Source organism: Marinobacter sp. DUT-1 (genome assembly GCF_050379415.1).
In the GTDB taxonomy this organism is placed as follows: Bacteria; Pseudomonadota; Gammaproteobacteria; order Pseudomonadales; family Oleiphilaceae; genus Marinobacter.
The window spans coordinates 32,962-49,075 of sequence record NZ_JBNRLS010000006.1 but is presented as its reverse complement, the minus strand read 5'-3'; the positions used below and the strand labels follow the sequence as shown (position 1 = coordinate 49,075).

Annotated in this window: 12 protein-coding genes; 6 read left to right on the top strand and 6 right to left on the bottom strand. The window is 60.6% G+C overall.

Features of this window, described 5'->3' with window-relative positions; translation table 11 throughout:
* Positions 1-81: 81 nt before the first annotated feature.
* From ACQUTG_RS17060 to ampE, 3 genes are read left to right on the top strand one after another with little or no spacing between them, the layout of a single operon-like run.
* Positions 82-2,277 carry a DUF1631 domain-containing protein gene (locus ACQUTG_RS17060; RefSeq protein WP_428920531.1) on the top strand — a complete coding sequence of 732 codons (2,196 nt, stop codon included), beginning with the start codon at positions 82-84 and terminating at the stop codon, positions 2,275-2,277.
* Positions 2,277-2,870, top strand: a complete 594-nt coding sequence (gene ampD / locus ACQUTG_RS17055; protein WP_428920530.1) for a 1,6-anhydro-N-acetylmuramyl-L-alanine amidase AmpD — start codon at positions 2,277-2,279, stop codon at positions 2,868-2,870. The genes ACQUTG_RS17060 and ampD overlap by 1 nt, the downstream gene beginning before the upstream one ends.
* Positions 2,870-3,757: a regulatory signaling modulator protein AmpE gene (gene ampE / locus ACQUTG_RS17050; RefSeq protein ID WP_428920529.1), complete on the top strand. Its 888-nt coding sequence runs from the start codon at positions 2,870-2,872 to the stop codon at positions 3,755-3,757. Before ampD ends, ampE begins: the two co-directional genes overlap by 1 nt.
* Positions 3,758-3,784: 27 nt before the next feature.
* Here the strand turns inward: ampE and ACQUTG_RS17045 are convergent, their stop codons facing one another.
* The 5 genes from ACQUTG_RS17045 to ACQUTG_RS17025 form a co-directional block, all read right to left on the bottom strand.
* On the bottom strand, positions 3,785-4,342 hold the full coding sequence (locus ACQUTG_RS17045) for a cob(I)yrinic acid a,c-diamide adenosyltransferase (RefSeq protein WP_428920528.1): 558 nt from the start codon (positions 4,340-4,342) through the stop codon (positions 3,785-3,787).
* 19 nt (positions 4,343-4,361) lie between these two features.
* Complete coding sequence (locus ACQUTG_RS17040; RefSeq protein ID WP_428920527.1) at positions 4,362-5,258, bottom strand: ketopantoate reductase family protein; 897 nt, start codon at positions 5,256-5,258, stop codon at positions 4,362-4,364.
* Between the two features lie 4 nt (positions 5,259-5,262).
* The gene (locus ACQUTG_RS17035; protein WP_428920526.1) at positions 5,263-8,115 is read right to left on the bottom strand and encodes a valine--tRNA ligase; all 2,853 of its coding nucleotides are present in this window, start codon (positions 8,113-8,115) and stop codon (positions 5,263-5,265) included.
* 253 nt (positions 8,116-8,368) lie between these two features.
* Positions 8,369-8,881: a DNA polymerase III subunit chi gene (locus ACQUTG_RS17030; protein ID WP_428920525.1), complete on the bottom strand. Its 513-nt coding sequence runs from the start codon at positions 8,879-8,881 to the stop codon at positions 8,369-8,371.
* On the bottom strand, positions 8,881-10,374 hold the full coding sequence (locus tag ACQUTG_RS17025; RefSeq protein ID WP_428920524.1) for a leucyl aminopeptidase: 1,494 nt from the start codon (positions 10,372-10,374) through the stop codon (positions 8,881-8,883). The genes ACQUTG_RS17030 and ACQUTG_RS17025 overlap by 1 nt, the downstream gene beginning before the upstream one ends.
* A 229-nt stretch (positions 10,375-10,603) precedes the next feature.
* On the opposite strand from ACQUTG_RS17025, the gene lptF reads away from it, so the two are divergent.
* Positions 10,604-11,707 carry an LPS export ABC transporter permease LptF gene (gene lptF, locus ACQUTG_RS17020; RefSeq protein ID WP_428920523.1) on the top strand — a complete coding sequence of 368 codons (1,104 nt, stop codon included), beginning with the start codon at positions 10,604-10,606 and terminating at the stop codon, positions 11,705-11,707.
* Positions 11,700-12,761: an LPS export ABC transporter permease LptG gene (gene lptG, locus ACQUTG_RS17015; protein ID WP_428920522.1), complete on the top strand. Its 1,062-nt coding sequence runs from the start codon at positions 11,700-11,702 to the stop codon at positions 12,759-12,761. Before lptF ends, lptG begins: the two co-directional genes overlap by 8 nt.
* Before the next feature lie 15 nt (positions 12,762-12,776).
* On the opposite strand, the gene ACQUTG_RS17010 is transcribed toward lptG, so the two are convergent.
* Positions 12,777-13,322: an RDD family protein gene (locus tag ACQUTG_RS17010; protein WP_428920521.1), complete on the bottom strand. Its 546-nt coding sequence runs from the start codon at positions 13,320-13,322 to the stop codon at positions 12,777-12,779.
* A 141-nt stretch (positions 13,323-13,463) separates the two neighbouring features.
* Between ACQUTG_RS17010 and alaS the strand changes: the two genes are divergently transcribed.
* On the top strand, positions 13,464-16,094 hold the full coding sequence (gene alaS / locus ACQUTG_RS17005) for an alanine--tRNA ligase (protein ID WP_428920520.1): 2,631 nt from the start codon (positions 13,464-13,466) through the stop codon (positions 16,092-16,094).
* The last annotated feature ends 20 nt before the right edge of the window (positions 16,095-16,114 follow it).

Here is a 16,114-nt window from a genome sequence, read left to right as displayed (position 1 = left end):
ACAGAATCTGACGCTAAGAGCTTCTATTATAGTAACTTATACACACGGACACTCGACAATCCATGACCCCGGAGTTAGGCAATGGCGCAGGATAACAAGGTAGTCAGCTTTCAGGACAGGAAGCAGGCGGGCCAGTTCTCGTTACCACCTGCGCTGATCCGTTTACGGGATGCGTCGGGCCGGGAACTGAAATCGGTTCTCAACGAATTTTTTGACCGCTCTGACGATGCCCTCTTCGAGCTGGCCGACCGGGCCGGCAACGAACACGGCCAGCTTGCCTATTTTGACGCCATGCGGGAGCTCCGCCTGCGTCGCAAATCCATCTCCGTCTCGATCCTGCAGTATGTCTCCCGGGCCTTTAACGAGATAGGCAGGTTCCGCCCCCACGTTGCCCGTGGCGACCTGGAGGAAGTCGATCAGGACAACCTCAGCCTGATGGACCACGGTGAGCTTGAACAACAGGTTGCCATCGAGAACCTGATCAACAAACTGCGCAATCGCTACGCCGATGCCATCCGGCTGCTCACGGTGAGAGTCAATCACCTGGTTCCTGCAAGTGAGCTCTCCGACAGTCAGATGCCCCTGAGCCCCGAAGTGATTTGTGGCGGTGTCAGTGAGGCCTGTGCTGACCTGGATATCGATATCCGGGCGAAGTTGGTGGTGCTCAAGCTGTTTGACAGACTGCTGGCGGATATCCTTGCCAATTTCTATCAACAGGCCAACAAAACGCTGATTGACGAAGGCGTGCTTCCTGATATGAAGCGTCCGCCGGTGCCGGGGTCCAAGTCCGGCACGGCTGCGAAGTCCTCCGGTGACAAGCCCGGTCAGGCGCAACCGGCAGCCGCGGATGCGGCCACGGGTGAAAATGCGGGCGGCGCGACCTTCTCGGAGTTGAGTGCATTATTGCGTCAGGGCAGTGACTCTTCCGGTGACGGTACGGGCCAGTCCGGGGTTGCGTTTCTGGACACCGAAGGGTTGGTGTCAAAGCTCAGCCAGGTTCAGGTCCAGGCGGTGAGCTGGGAAGCGGAGCAAGTGGTTCCGCTCAGAGATCAGATCCTGCTGGTGCTGAAGACCGATGAAGGAAAACCGATGCAGGTCGGCCAGATGGACGACGATGTGATCAACCTCGTCTCCATGCTGTTTGACTTCATTCTCGAGGACCGTCAGCTCCATGCGGTGATGAAAGCCCTGATTTCCCGATTGCAGATCCCCGTTCTCAAGGTCGCCCTCAGTGATCCGAATTTTTTCAACCGGGGTGGCCATCCGGTACGCAAGCTGCTTAATGACATGGCGTTGTCGGCCATTGGCTGGACAGAGAAGAGACCGGGCCAGCGGGACCCCTTGAGGGAGAAGATTGAATATATTGTCGACAGGATTCTGAACGAGTTCACCACCAATGTGTCTCTGTTCGAGGAGCTGCTCAAGGACTTCAGTCACTTCATGGATCTGGATCGCCGCCGCCGGGAGCTGGTGGAGCAGCGTCTGAGAGACGCCGAGGAGGGCCGGGCACGGCAGGAGCGGGCCAACGAGATGGTCGAGGCAATGGTGTCCCGGGTGAGCAATAACCGGGACATCCCGGAGCCGGTGATGGCGTTGCTCGAGCAACCCTGGACCCGTTACCTGCAGTGGGTTTTCCTGCGCCAGGGGGAAGAAAGTACTGCCTGGAAAAATGCCCGGGAGTTTACCGAACGTCTGGTCTGGAGTGTTGACCCGAGACCGATCACCGAAACCACGAGAAGTGATCTTCTGAGAGCCATTCCCGCAATCGTGGATGAGTTTCGCAAGGCCATGCAGGAGATTTCCTGGGATCCCTTTGCCACAGATTCGGCGATCCGGGATCTGGAACTGGCCCATGTTGACGTTTTCCAGCGGCTGGTAACCGCCGTGCCCCAGCCGGAAGCGCCGGTCGACCACCAGGAGACTTTACCGGAGGAGGCACTGCCAGACACCGGTCTGTCCGGCCAGGATGATGTCTCTGTTGGCGAACCGGATGTCGAAGCAGAATGGCTTGCCCGGGCAGATAGTCTTCGGGTCGGTTCCTGGATAGAACTGAACCGCCACGACAACAGGACCCGCTGCAAGCTGGCGGCATTCATCAAGGCCACTGGCAAATACATTTTTGTAAACCGCAGTGGTGCAAAAGTGGCGGAATACCAGCGGGAAGAACTGGCCAGGGCCATGGCCGCCGGCGAGATCGGAATGCTGGATGACGGACTTATCTTTGACCGGGCGCTGGAATCCATCATCGATAACCTGCGCAGCAGCCGAAAAGACTGATGATTTCGAAACGCGGGATTGCCAGTCTCAGGGAAACAGGGCGCCTGTCGGGAGTCGTCTGGTGTCCATCACCCAATTATGGGCCCAGGCCGGAAGGGGCCGATATCAGCCTGCTGGTCGTTCACAACATCAGCTTGCCGCCAGGGCAGTTCGGTGGCCCGGAGATACAGGACTTCTTCTGTAACCGACTGGATCCGGCCGCTCACCCTTACTTTGAAACCATCGCAGATATCCAGGTTTCCGCCCATGTGTTGATTCGCCGGGACGGCGAGGTGATCCAGTTTGTCAGTCTGCTGGACCGGGCCTGGCATGCCGGGCGATCCTGTTTTGATGGCCGCGAGGAGTGTAATGACTTTTCTATCGGTATCGAGCTTGAAGGGGCTGATGATATCCCCTACACCGAGGCCCAATACCGTGAGCTCGCGGCAATTGCCCGCCAGGTGATGGCGGCGTGGCCGGAGATCGATGTCAGTCGGATCACTGGTCACAGTGATATCGCTCCCGGCCGCAAAACCGATCCCGGGCCCGCCTTTGACTGGCAGTATTTCATGGCCTGCCTGAATGCCCGTTCCGGATCCGGAGAGCTCGCCTGATGGTGTTGATTGTTTTCCTTCTGGCGTACCTGGTACGCCGGAAACTGGACAGCTCGGGGCATTTCTCCGGGGATGCCCTGTGGCGGGCCTGGTTCCATCGGGGCAGTCGGGTTCATGCGGGCGCGGAAACCAGTATTGCCGGCGGATTGGCACTGGTGCTGCTGCCCGCGTTCCTCAGTGGCTTGCTGGAATATCTGCTGACCGGGTACGGGTTGCGCTGGCTGGTCTATCCTGTGGAGTTTGTCGTGCTGGTAGCTATGATGGGCGCTCCCGGTTGGAAGCGGGTGCTGCGTGCCTATTCCGATGCCTGGAGTCGCGATGATATGCAGGCCGCCTGGCACCATGTCCGGGATTGTTTGCCAGTGGAGGACCGCCGGGAGGACAGTTCGGCGGAAAGCATGCATCTGTCATTGTCCCGGGCCTTCATGGTATCGATCTTCGAACGGTACTTCCTGGTGGCCTTCTGGTTCGTGGTAGGTGGCATGCCTGCCGCTATCCTGGCCCGGGGCATGGTTGCCCTGGTGGAACAGTGGCCCCAGGCTGCGGCGCGGCCCCGGTTTGTCCGGTGGGCCGAATGGCTGGCCTGGATTCCTGCCCGTCTTGTCTCGGTAACCTTCGGGGTTGCCGGCGACCTGGCCGGCTGGCTGGGTGAGGCGAAGAGCTTGCTGTTGGCGGTCCGCAAGCCGGCCGGGGAGCTGCTGGCCGAGTCAGCGAACAGCGCATTGACCGGTTACGCGCTTGATCCGGAGCGGTTCCTGAAGGTGCATCCGGATGAGTGGTCCCGGTTCGGCACGACCAGCGTGGCCGCGGTCCGGGACCTGCTGAACCGCACCATGCTCGCGTGGCTGTGTGGGCTGGCGTTGCTGGTAATTGCCGGTGTCGTCTGACCTGATCCGATCGAAGAAATCCGGCCCTTAGAGGCCGGATTTTTTTTGCTCCCAGAGAATCTCCTCACCGCCACTCCGGCGGGCGAGTATCCGTGCGATAACGAACAGGAGGTCCGACAGCCGGTTGAGGTAATGGCGTGACGCCGTATTGATGGAATCCTCGTGGCCGAGCGCCACCACTACCCGCTCGGTCCGGCGGCAAACGGCCCGGGCGAGGTGGCACTGGGCCGCGGCAGCCGTCCCGCCGGGAAGCACGAAATTCTTCAGCGGAGGCAGGTGTTCATTGTGCCGGTCCAGGGTTTCCTCCAGCCATTGGATGTGATCATCGCCGATGACCCGGCTGCCGGGAATGGCAAACTCGCCGCCGAGATCGAACAGGTGGTGCTGGATGCGCCGCAGGGATTCGATCAACTCGTCGTCCTGGTCCAGCGCCTCGATCAGCAGACCGATGTGGCAGTTGAGTTCGTCAGCCGTGCCCATGGCCTCGACCCGTTGGGCGTTCTTGGCGATACGATTGCCGTCCGCGAGGCCGGTGGAACCGTCATCTCCGGTACGGGTGTAGATCTTCGAAAGGCGGTTGCCCATCAGGAGACTCCTTTGATTCTTAATGTGGCGACAGTTGTTTTACCTTGTCCGTCAGCAATTGGTTCACCGCTGTCGGAATATCAAGGCGCCGGCCGAGCTGCACCAGGTAGCCGTTGATGAAGTCGATCTCTGTGGTCCGTCCGTTCAGGATATCACCGCGCATGGACGAGGTGTTCCGGGCGGTGTTGCGGGCGACGGTCTCGATTCTCTGGCGCAGTTCTTCGGGAGAGGGGGTGCCAATGCCCCCAGCGGCCATCAGCCGGGCTATTTCGCTGCACAGCGGGTCGATGTGACTCAGGAAGAACTCATTGGCCAGGATGTCGCCGTTGGGGCAGTCCAGAATGGCGGTGAAAGGATTGATACCGGCGTTGACCACCAGTTTCTGCCAGAGCCGGGGGAGGATCTCGTCTTCGGCATGGACCAACAGGCCTGTTATCGAAAGCTGTGCGACCACGCCAGCAAGCTCTGTCCGGGCGGCGGAGGTCAGTGGGCCGACCCAGGTTTCACCGGTACCGGCATGGACTACGCGGGCTGCATCCGGCCGGTTGGCGCCTTCGGTGGTGGAAGCCGCCAGGATGGGGCGTTCGGGCCAGGCGTCCGCGACTGCCTGCTGGCTGCCGAGACCGTTCTGGAACAGGACGATGGGGGCCGATTCCGGTATCCGGGGCAGCCAGTGTTGGAGGGCGTCGAGGGTGTCGCCGGCCTTGGTGGTGACCAGCAGCAAGGTCAGGTCATCCGGGGATTGGAGCCAGGGCAGGGCAATGGTGCGTTGGCTGCCCTGGATTGATTCGAAGGTATAGCCGAGGGTGGCCGCAGCCGGATCGGCGTCCGGTCGCGGCAGAAAGGCAACCTGGTCCTGCGGGAACAGGGCGGCCCAGAGCCGCCCCAATGAGCCTGCGCCCAGGATGCCGATCATGGCCTTACATGGCCTCGATGTCGGCCCGCTGGTCACTCAGCCGCTTCAGGCTGCCCTGGGCGTCCCGGAGTTTTTCCTTCTCCTTTTCGACTACGTCGGCGGGTGCCTTGGCGGTGAACTTCTCGTTAGCCAGCTTTCCTTCGAGGCGGCCGATTTCCTTCTGCAGGCGGTCCAGTTCCTTGTCCAGACGCTTGAGCTCGGCGTCCTTGTCGATCAGGCCGGCCATGGGTACCAGCACTTCCATCTCGCCCACCAGCTGGGTGGCGGACATGGGGGCCTTGTCACCCTCGAACCACTCCAGCTTCTCCAGCTTGGCCAGGGAAATCAGGAATTGGCGGTTGTCGTTCATGCGACGCTCGTCCTCGGCGCTGCCGCCTTTGAGCAGAACCGGAACCTGCTTGCCGGGAGAGATATTCATCTCGCCACGAATGTTCCGCACCGCCACAATCACGCCCTTGAGCCACTCGATATCGGCAGCGACGGCGGCGTCCTGCTTGCTTTCGTCGGGTTGCGGAAACGGCTGAAGCATGATGCTGTCGCCGTTCTTGCCGGCCAGCGGGGCGATGCGCTGCCAGATTTCCTCGGTGATGAACGGCATCATCGGGTGCGCCAGGCGCAGGACCGCTTCCAGCACCCGCACCAGGGTGCGGCGGGTGCCGCGCTTGGCGTCGGCGCTGGCATTGTCATCGTTCAGTACCGGCTTGGACAGCTCCAGGTACCAGTCGCAGTATTCGTTCCAGATGAACTCGTACAAGGCATAGGCGGCGAGATCAAAGCGGTACTGGTCCAGATGCCGGATCACCTCCTGCTCGCAGTGCTGGAGCTCGCTGATGATCCAGCGGTCGGCCAGGGACAGTTGCACCGGCTCGTCGTTCACGCCGCAGTCTTCGCCCTCGGTGTTCATGAGTACGTAGCGGGCGGCGTTCCACAGCTTGTTACAGAAGTTGCGGTAGCCTTCCAGGCGCTTCATGTCCCAGTTGATGTCGCGGCCGGTGGTGGCCATGGCCGCCAGGGTGAAGCGCAGGGCGTCGGTGCCATGGGCAGTAATGCCCTCCGGGAATTCCTTTTTGGTGCGCTTGCCGATCTTCTCGGCCAGCTTGGGCTGCATCAGGTTGCCGGTGCGCTTGTCCAGAAGGTCGTCCAGGCTGATGCCGTCGATCATGTCCAGCGGGTCGATGACGTTACCCTTGGACTTGGACATCTTGTCGCCATGCTCGTCCCGGATCAGGCCGGTCACGTAGACGGTCTTGAACGGCACCTGCGGGGTGCCATCCTCGTTCTTCATGAAGTGCATGGTCATCATGATCATCCGGGCGACCCAGAAGAAGATGATGTCGAAACCGGTGACCAGCACGTCGGTGGGGTGGAAGGTCTTCAGGCGTTCGGTGATTTCCGGCCAGCCCAGTGTGCCGAAGGTCCACAGGGCGGAGCTGAACCAGGTGTCCAGCACGTCTTCATCCTGTTCCAGGGCGACGTCGGCGGCCAGGTTGTGCTTCTGGCGCACTTCCTCTTCGCTGCGGCCGACATAGATGTTGCCCTCGGCGTCGTACCAGGCCGGGATCCGGTGACCCCACCACAGCTGACGGGAAATACACCAGTCCTGGATGTCGCGCATCCAGGCGAAATACATGTTCTCGTACTGCTTCGGTACGAACTGGATGCGGCCGTCCTCAACCGCTTCGATGGCGGGCTTGGCCAGGGTTTTGGCGTCAGCAAACCACTGGTCGGTGAGCATCGGCTCGATGATCAGGCCGGAGCGGTCACCGCGGGGCACGCTCAGCACGTGGTCTTCGACCCGCTCGAGCAGGCCGTTGACCTTCATGTCGGTGACCACCTGGTCCCGGGCCTTTTCCCGGGTCAGGCCGGCGTAGGCAGCCGGGATCTTGCCGTCGATCTCGGTATTCTCGGTGCCGTCGGCGTTGAATACTTCGGCCACGTCCCGGATGTTCGCATCCTGGGTCATGACGTTGATCATGGGCAGGTTGTTGCGCTTGCCCACGGCGTAGTCGTTGAAGTCGTGGGCCGGGGTGATCTTGACGCAGCCGGAGCCTTTTTCCGGGTCGGCGTGGTGGTCGGCCACGATGGGGATCCGGCGGTTGACCAGCGGCAGGGTCACGAACTTGCCGATCAGGTGCTGGTAGCGCTCGTCGTCCGGGTGCACGGCGACGGCGGTGTCACCGAGCAGGGTTTCCGGTCGGGTGGTGGCGACCACCAGGTAGCCTTTGCCGTCCTGGGTCTGTTCGCCGTCGGCCAGCGGGTAGCGCAGGTGCCAGAAGAAGCCTTTTTCTTCCTTGTTCTCCACCTCGAGATCGGAGATGGCGGTGTGCAGTTTCGGGTCCCAGTTCACCAGCCGTTTGCCACGGTAGACCAGGCCGTCTTCGTAAAGGCGGATGAACACTTCCTGGACGGCCTTGTAGAAGCCGTCATCCATGGTGAAGCGTTCGTTGCTCCAGTCCACTGAGTTGCCCAGGCGGCGCATCTGGCGGGTAATGGTGCCGCCGGAATGTTCTTTCCAGTCCCAGATGCGTTTGATGAATTCTTCCCGGCCGAGGTCGTGGCGGGTTTTGCCTTCTTCGGCGGCGAGTTTGCGCTCGACAACCATCTGGGTGGCGATGCCGGCGTGGTCGGTGCCGACGGTCCACAGTGCATTCCGGCCCTGCATGCGCTTGTAGCGGGTGAGGGTGTCCATGATGGTGTGCTGGAAGGCATGGCCCATGTGGAGGCTGCCGGTCACGTTGGGGGGCGGGATGGCGATGCTGTAGGACTGGCCTTCACCGCTGGGGCGGAAGTACCCTTTGGATTCCCAGTTTTCGTACCACTGGCGCTCGATGTTTTCTGGCTGGTAGGTTTTTTCCATGGGTTTCTGCAGTGACCGTTGGTTGATTCACAAGGGAAAAATTAGACGCCCGATTATACATGGTCGGGTTGTTTGCAGCGAACCTCTCTAAACGCCAAGCCTGCAGGTTTGGTGCCTTGCGCAGTTGGGGCAGGCTTTCCAAAAACCGCTACAAGCACGTCCCTGTGCGCTTCTCTCAGGCCATCCCTGGCCTTCGAGATTTTTGGAAAGCCTGCCCCAACCGCGCAGATCTGGCTCAGTGCAATTCGCCGCTTTACCGCTTTCGCTGGTCGTGAACTCTGGGTTCGATGCCGAGAGCTCGAAGCTGCTTGAAGTGGGATCGTGCCTGATTCAGTACATTCGGATCGTTATGGGCAACCAGTGCCAGCCGTTTAAAGCGGTCTGCATCGGCCGGCAAGCTGGCCGACAGGATGATGACCGTATCCCAGTCTTCGGCGACCGGTGGGCACAGAAGGATGCCGACGCGGTCGGTGCAGGTGGTGGCTGAGTCCGGGACGATGGAGTGGGGGATGAAGGCATCGGGGCTGAAGTTCCAGAGGAGGTCGTCCAGTTCCTGGGCCTGTTGCATGGTGTCGCAGACGATGCAGACGCGGTCGCCCTGGTGCCAGGCTTTGTCCACGAGTTTGACGGCGTGGAGGTTGCGGGCAGCGGGGGTTGTTTTGGCAAGGATGTGGAACCAGTAGCGCTGGTTCCGGTCTTCCTGCCCGGACGGGCCGGCAGCGGGGCTGCCGGGGTCCGGGGTGTTTTGGGGCTGTCTGTCCTGCATTATTTGCCGGCGTGGGACATGAGGTAGTCGACCAGCAGCGGTACCGGACGGCCGGTGGCGCCTTTGGCTTTGCCGGAGAGCCAGGCGGTGCCGGCGATGTCCAGGTGGGCCCAGCGGTATTCCTTGGCGAACCGGGACAGGAAGCAGGCGGCGGTGATGGTGCCTGCCGGGCGGCCGCCGATGTTCGCCATGTCGGCGAAGTTGCTGTCGAGCTGGCTCTGGTACTCTTCCCAGAGGGGCAGGCGCCAGGCTCGGTCGCCGGTGCGTTCGCCGGCGGCAAGCAGTTCGTTGGCCAGTTCGTCATTGTTGGCCAGCAGGCCGGTGGCCTGGTTGCCCAGGGCGATGATGCAGGCGCCGGTGAGGGTGGCCATGTCGATCACCACTTCCGGGTCGAATTTCTTCACGTAAGTGAGGGCGTCACACAGCACGAGCCGGCCTTCCGCGTCGGTGTTGAGGATTTCGACGGTCTGGCCGGACAGGGTGGTGACGATGTCGCCCGGGCGGGAGGCGCCGCCGTCCGGCATGTTTTCGGCAGCGGCCACGACCGCGACGACGTTGATCTTGGGTTTGGTTTCGGCGAGTACTTTCATGGTGCCGAAGACGCCGGCGGAGCCGCCCATGTCGTACTTCATCTCGTCCATGCCTTCGCCGGGCTTGAGGCTGATGCCGCCGGTGTCGAAGGTGATGCCTTTACCCACCAGGACATACGGCTTGTCCTTGGTTTTCCCGCCACGGTATTCCATGACGATCAGGCGTGGAGGCTGGGTGCTGCCTTTGCCGACGGCGAGGATGGTGTTCATGCCCATCTTTTCCATCTGCTTTTCATCAAGCACTTCGGTCTTGATGCTGTCGTATTCCTTGGCCAGCTGTTTGGCCTGGTCGGCGAGCCAGATCGGGTGGCAGACGTTGGGTGGGGTGTTGCCCAGGTCGCGGGTGAAGTTCATGCCGCGGCCGGTGGCCAGGCCCAGGTTGAAAGCTTCCTTCAGAGCCTTGCCGCCGCCGGAGGCGACCACGGTGACCTTGTTCAGTTTCCGGGCCGCAGGCTTTTCGCTCTTGAACTCGTTGAAGGTGTAGAGCTGTTCTTCCAGGATGCGGCCGATGACGTTCAGCAGTGCCTCTTCGGAGGTGACGGCCGGGTCGCCCTTGACCTGGGTATCCGCCATGGCGATCAGGGCACTTTTCGAGGGGCCGTCCTTGAGGGCGCCGAGAACAGCGGTAACGGCCTTGCGGAAGTTGGCCGGTGTGCGGTCGTCGTTCTTACCGGTGCCGACTACCAGGAGGCGGCTCCAGGGGCGACCGTCGAGCGGGAATAGGCTGGTACTGGCGTTCTTGCCGGTGATGTCTCCTGCCGTCTGCAGCTTCTTGATCAGTCCGTCGAGTGCTTCGTCGGCGTGGGTGGTCGACTCGGGCCAGTCGCCTTTTTCGGGTACGCCGACGACAAGGCAATCCGCCTTGGTGGTTGCGATAGCTTTGCTGCTCAGGCTGAAGTTCATGGCAACTCCTGTTGGTGATTCTGAAGAAACGTCCGCGGGGATGCGGGTTGAGTGTTTGTTCTAGTCTAGCATTGGGGTCGGCAGGGGGTTAATCAACCGGGCGGTGCAGGTACGGCTGTGGCCTGGATGTAATCCCACGGCTCTGTCATTCAGACCAAAGGTTACATAGAATACGCGCTGTTTCCGGATTCCTCCATTCGTTTCCGCAGGTGCGGCCAGAGAGACCGTTTTGAGCATTATTTTCCGTTATCTCATTCGCCAGGTCATGATCAGCATGGTTGCTGTCTCCGGCATCCTGCTGCTGGTATTCATGAGTGGCCGCTTCATCAAATACCTGGCCAGCGCAGCCGAGGGCAAGCTGTCGGCGGATGTGCTGGCGCTGATCATGATGTATCGGTTCCCGGGCTTTCTCGAGTTGATCCTGCCCCTTGGCCTGTTTATCGGCATCCTGCTTGCCTACGGACGGATGTATCTCGAGAGCGAGATGACGGTGTTGTTCGCCTGTGGCACCAGTGACCGGCAGTTACTGACCAAGACCCTGTTGGGCAGCCTTCCGGTGATGCTGACCGTCGGGGCCATGAGTCTGTATGTGTCCCCATGGGGGATGAAACAGGTTGAGTACATCTTTGCCGAGCAGGCCAAGGCTACGGAGTTCGAGATGTTGGCACCGGGCCGGTTCCAAAACCTGCTTTCCGGTGGCCGCGTGACCTATACGGAAGATCTCAGCGATGACAAACGCCGTCTGGAGGGTGTGTTCATTGCCGAATACGGTCGTAATGGCGAGGGCCTGAGTATCATTACGGCGGAGGCCGGTTCCCAGTTGATCGATGAAGAAACCGGAAGTCGGTTCCTGATTCTGGAACAGGGCGCAAGATTCGACGGCTCACCCGGGGCGCTGGACTATAAGGTAACCGAGTTCGGGGCCTACGGGCTAAAAATCCAGAGTGGCACGGCCCGTGACGTCGAGCTCGAGGATGGGGTCAGCACCGCGCGGCTGTGGGCATCGGATGATCCCGAGGACCGGGCAATGTTGCATTGGCGGCTGTCGCTGCCTCTGATTGTTCCCATTATCACGCTTCTGGCCGTGCGCCTGAGCCGGGTCAATCCGAGGCAGGGGCGATTCTTCCATCTACTGCCGGCCATGCTGGTCTATATCACTTACCTTGGTTTGCTCATCGTGGCCAGGGATGCCCTGGCTGACGGTAAAGTGCCTGAGTGGATCGGCATGCTCTGGGTCCATGCCCTGTTCCTGCTATTCGGTCTGTGGCTGCAGTTTGGTCCCCCGTGGCTGCATAGGCGCCGCCTGATGAGGGAGGGCGCCGCCCATGCGTAAGATTGATGGCTATACCATGCGCACCGTGGGTGGGGCGATGTTCCTGGTCATGGTGGTGGTACTGTCGCTGGACCTGATTTTTGCTTTTATCGCTGAGCTGGAGGATACCCGCAACGACTACGACACGTTGCAGGCGCTCTGGTATGTGCTGCTCACACTGCCCCGGCGAATCTATGACTACCTGCCACTGGGTGCGTTCATGGGCTGTCTTATCGGTCTGGGCTCCATGGCCAGTTCCTCGGAGCTGACGGTCATTCGGGCTGCCGGTGTTTCTTTGAAGCGTATTGTGTGGTCGGCGATGAAGCCGGCCCTGGTGGTGGTTCTCCTGGGTGTGCTGATCGGGGAGTACGTGGCGCCGCCTGCCGAGCGCTATGCCCAGAGTCAGAAGGCGATGGCCCTGGGCGCCGGCAAGAACGTGGCTTCGGCCCATGGGGTGTGGCACCGGGAAGGGAATGTGTTCATGCATCTCAATGCCGTCCAGCCCAACGGCGTGCTATACGGAGTTTCCCTGTTCCGGTTCAGTGACGACATGCAGCTGGAATCCTCGAGCTTCGCGGAACGGGGAATCTACCAGGGTGATCATTGGTCCCTGGAGAAGGTCAGGACAACCCATATTGAAGAGGACGGCACGCGCCTGGAAAGGAAACAGGTACTGCGGTGGGAAACCGGACTGACGCCCCAGGTTCTCAGTGTGCTCATCGTCAAGCCTGAGAACCTGTCGATGACTGGTCTCTATACCTACGCATCCTATCTGGGCGAACAGGACCTGAACGCGGCCAATTACTGGCTGGCATTCTGGAAAAAGACCCTGATGCCTTTGGGAACGGCGGTGATGGTCCTGGTTGCCATCTCGTTCATCTTCGGGCCGCTGCGATCCGTTACCATGGGCTTCCGGGTGTTCACCGGTCTGCTGGTCGGATTACTGTTCAAGTACATGCAGGACCTGCTCGGTCCCATGAGCGTGGTTTACGGTTTCAATCCAATGCTGGCGGTGCTGATTCCGATCGCGGTCAACGCGGTAGTGGGGGCTGTGCTGATGCGGCGGGCCGGGTAGCCTTCCCGGCCGGACTCAGAGTTTCTTTTTCTTCGCTTCCCTGGGTATCTGGACGACCACGCTGTTGGAGGTGCGGTCGGTAACCGACAGCCCGTTGATCGGCAGGAACAGGGCGATAATGGCAGGGACGGTCAGAAGCAGGGTGACAGGGCCCACGTAATAGCCGGCCAGCATTGCGATGAAGATCACCGCTGCAGCAGTGCCATAACGCAGCAGGGCCTGGGTCCAGCTCACGGAGGTACCGTCCAGGTTCTCGATGCGGATCCGCCACACCTGCATGCCCAGGGTCTGCCCAATCCGGGTCCAGAAGTAGGCGAAGAACAGATACAGCACCAGGAAGAGCACGAAAGTCAGGCCCGGTTCACCGGATAACTGGCCGGCTTCGGCCATCTGTTCGTAGTGGTCCCAGCCGATAATCCAGCCGGCAATCATGGTGTACACCCAGGTGGCCACCAGCAATACGGCGATGCTGATCAGGCCATCGTAAATGATGGCAAGGGCGCGCTTGGTAAACGTCGCTGGCGGGAACAGTTCCTCGGCGTCATGAAAGCGTCGGGGCATGGGGTCTCCTGTGAGGTTTCACGTTTTTCATGTTCTCGGCGTGTGCTAGAGTAGCGGATTTGCACACGCATGTAAGTATTCGTATTCAATCGCGGACCCGAGGGGCTCCCCGCCGGGTTTCTGGAAAGGTATCAAAGGTCTATGAAAACCGCAGAGTTGCGACAGGCGTTTCTCGAATATTTCAGACAGCAGGGGCACACCATCGTCGAGAGCAGTTCGCTCGTACCCCATGACGATCCCACATTGCTGTTCACCAACGCTGGTATGAACCAGTTCAAGGACGTGTTCCTTGGCCGCGAAGAACGTGACTATACCCGGGCCACCACCTCCCAGAAATGCGTTCGCGCCGGTGGCAAGCACAACGACCTCGAGAACGTCGGTTACACTGCGCGTCACCACACCTTTTTTGAAATGCTGGGTAACTTCAGCTTTGGTGACTACTTCAAGCGCGAGGCTATCAACTACGCCTGGACCTTCCTGACCGGTGATCAATGGCTGAACCTGTCCAAGGACAAGCTCTGGGTGACCGTCTACGCCGAGGACGACGAAGCCTACGATATCTGGAACAAGGAAATCGGTGTGCCCGCGGACCGCATCGTCCGCATTGGTGACAACAAGGGCGCCCGTTACGCCTCCGACAACTTCTGGCAGATGGGCGATACCGGCCCGTGTGGCCCCTGTACCGAGATTTTCTATGATCACGGCCCGGAAGTGGCCGGTGGCCCTCCCGGCAGCCCGGAAGAGGATGGCGACCGCTACATCGAGATCTGGAACGTGGTGTTCATGCAGTACAACCGTACGGCTGATGGCGAAATGCTCAAGCTGCCCAAGCCGTCCGTGGACACCGGCATGGGCCTGGAGCGTATTACCGCCGTGCTGCAGGGCGTGCACAGTAACTACGAAATCGACCTGTTCCAGAATCTGCTGAAGGCGGCTTCTGAAATCCTGGGCGGCGTGGCTACTACCGAAGCATCACTGCGGGTGGTTGCGGACCACATCCGTTCCTGCGCCTTCCTGATTGCGGACGGTGTCATGCCCTCCAATGAAGGCCGTGGCTTCGTGCTGCGTCGGATTATCCGCCGGGCGGCGCGCCACGGTAACAAGCTTGGCGCCACCGAGCCGTTCTTCTACAAGCTCACCGATGCCCTGGTGAAGCTGATGGGCGAGGCCTACCCGCAGCTGGTCAGCAGCCAGAAGCAGATCGAGAAGGTACTGCTGCAGGAAGAAGAACAGTTCGCCAAGACTCTGGACAAGGGCCTGCGCCTGCTGGAGCAGGATATCGCCGAGCTGAAAGGGTCCGAGATTCCGGGTGAAACCATTTTCACCCTGTATGACACCTACGGATTCCCGGTGGACCTGACCAACGATATCGCCCGTGAACGTGGTCTGACTCTGGATTACGAAGGCTATGAAAAGGCGATGGAGGCCCAGCGTGATCGTGCCCGTGCCGCCAGCAAGTTCGGCATTGATTACAACGCTACCGGCCTGAACCTGGAGGGGCAGACCGAATTCACCGGTTACGACCATATCGATGGCCACGAGCGGATTCGCACCGTGCTGGTTGGCAGCGATCAGAAGAACGCCGAGGCGGGCGACGAAGCGGTAGTGGTGCTTGAGCGTACCCCGTTCTACGCCGAATCCGGCGGCCAGGTGGGCGACACCGGTTTGCTGACCTGGAGTGGCGGCCGGTTCAAGGTGACCGATACCCGCAAGGAAGGTGACAACCACCTGCACATTGGCACCGTGATCGAGGGTGAGCTGTTCCCGGGCCTGGAAGTTGATGCCCGTATCGACCATGCCCGTCGCGAGCGTACCAAGCGCAACCACTCGGCGACCCACTTGCTGCATGCCGCCCTGCGCAAGGTGCTGGGTGAGCATGTCACCCAGAAGGGTTCCCTGGTGGATCCGGACAAGCTGCGCTTCGACTTCTCCCACTTTGAGGCGGTCACGCCGGAGCAGCTCAGGGAGATCGAGCGCCAGGTGAACGAGCAGGTACTGGAAAACACGCCGGTCCAGACCGAAATCACCGATATGGAAAGTGCCAAAGAGAAAGGTGCGATGGCCCTGTTCGGTGAGAAATACGGTGATAGCGTCCGTGTCCTGAGCATGGGTACCGACAATTATTCCGTCGAGCTGTGCGGTGGTACTCACGTGGCCCGCACCGGTGATATTGGCCTGTTCCGTATTACCTCTGAAAGCGGCATTTCCTCCGGCGTTCGTCGCATCGAGGCGGTGACCGGTTTCGGTGCCCTTGAGTGGGTTGAGGAAACCGAACGCACCCTCCGTGATACCGCGAAGCTGGTCAGGGCGACCCGGGAAACCGTGGTCGAGAAGGTCCAGAGCGCGCTGGATCGCAATCGCCAGCTTGAGAAGGAAGTGGACGCGCTCAAGGCGAAGCTTGCCAGTTCCGCAGGGAGTGATCTTGCGGCTTCTGCGGTGGAAGTCGCCGGCCTCAAGGTCGTCGCCGCCAATCTGGAAGGCGCGGACCGCAAGGCCCTGATGGAAACCGCTGACCAACTGAAGAACAAGCTGGGTGAGGGCGTGGTAGTACTGGCGACAGTCGAGGATGGCAAAGTGATTCTTGTGGCCGGCGTGACCAAGTCCGCCACGAATCGCATCAAGGCCGGCGACCTGATGAAGCACCTGGCTGCCCAGGTAGACGGCAAGGGCGGTGGCCGACCGGATATGGCCCAGGGCGGAGGCAATGATTCGTCCAAGCTGGCGGAGGCCCTGGACGGTGTGCCGGCCTGGGTTGAAAAAAATATCGCTTAAGCAACTGTTTTCGGAAGCGG

What these genes read in the sequence shown, in the direction of transcription:
- ACQUTG_RS17060 (WP_428920531.1), top strand. Translation starts at nt 82, where the DNA reads ATGGCGCAGGATAACAAGGTAGTCAGCTTTCAGGACAGGAAGCAGGCG.
- ampD (WP_428920530.1), top strand. Translation starts at nt 2,277, where the DNA reads ATGATTTCGAAACGCGGGATTGCCAGTCTCAGGGAAACAGGGCGCCTG.
- ampE (WP_428920529.1), top strand. Translation starts at nt 2,870, where the DNA reads ATGGTGTTGATTGTTTTCCTTCTGGCGTACCTGGTACGCCGGAAACTG.
- ACQUTG_RS17045 (WP_428920528.1), bottom strand. Translation starts at nt 4,342, where the DNA reads ATGGGCAACCGCCTTTCGAAGATCTACACCCGTACCGGAGATGACGGT.
- ACQUTG_RS17040 (WP_428920527.1), bottom strand. Translation starts at nt 5,258, where the DNA reads ATGATCGGCATCCTGGGCGCAGGCTCATTGGGGCGGCTCTGGGCCGCC.
- ACQUTG_RS17035 (WP_428920526.1), bottom strand. Translation starts at nt 8,115, where the DNA reads ATGGAAAAAACCTACCAGCCAGAAAACATCGAGCGCCAGTGGTACGAA.
- ACQUTG_RS17030 (WP_428920525.1), bottom strand. Translation starts at nt 8,881, where the DNA reads ATGCAGGACAGACAGCCCCAAAACACCCCGGACCCCGGCAGCCCCGCT.
- ACQUTG_RS17025 (WP_428920524.1), bottom strand. Translation starts at nt 10,374, where the DNA reads ATGAACTTCAGCCTGAGCAGCAAAGCTATCGCAACCACCAAGGCGGAT.
- lptG (WP_428920522.1), top strand. Translation starts at nt 11,700, where the DNA reads ATGCGTAAGATTGATGGCTATACCATGCGCACCGTGGGTGGGGCGATG.
- ACQUTG_RS17010 (WP_428920521.1), bottom strand. Translation starts at nt 13,322, where the DNA reads ATGCCCCGACGCTTTCATGACGCCGAGGAACTGTTCCCGCCAGCGACG.
- alaS (WP_428920520.1), top strand. Translation starts at nt 13,464, where the DNA reads ATGAAAACCGCAGAGTTGCGACAGGCGTTTCTCGAATATTTCAGACAG.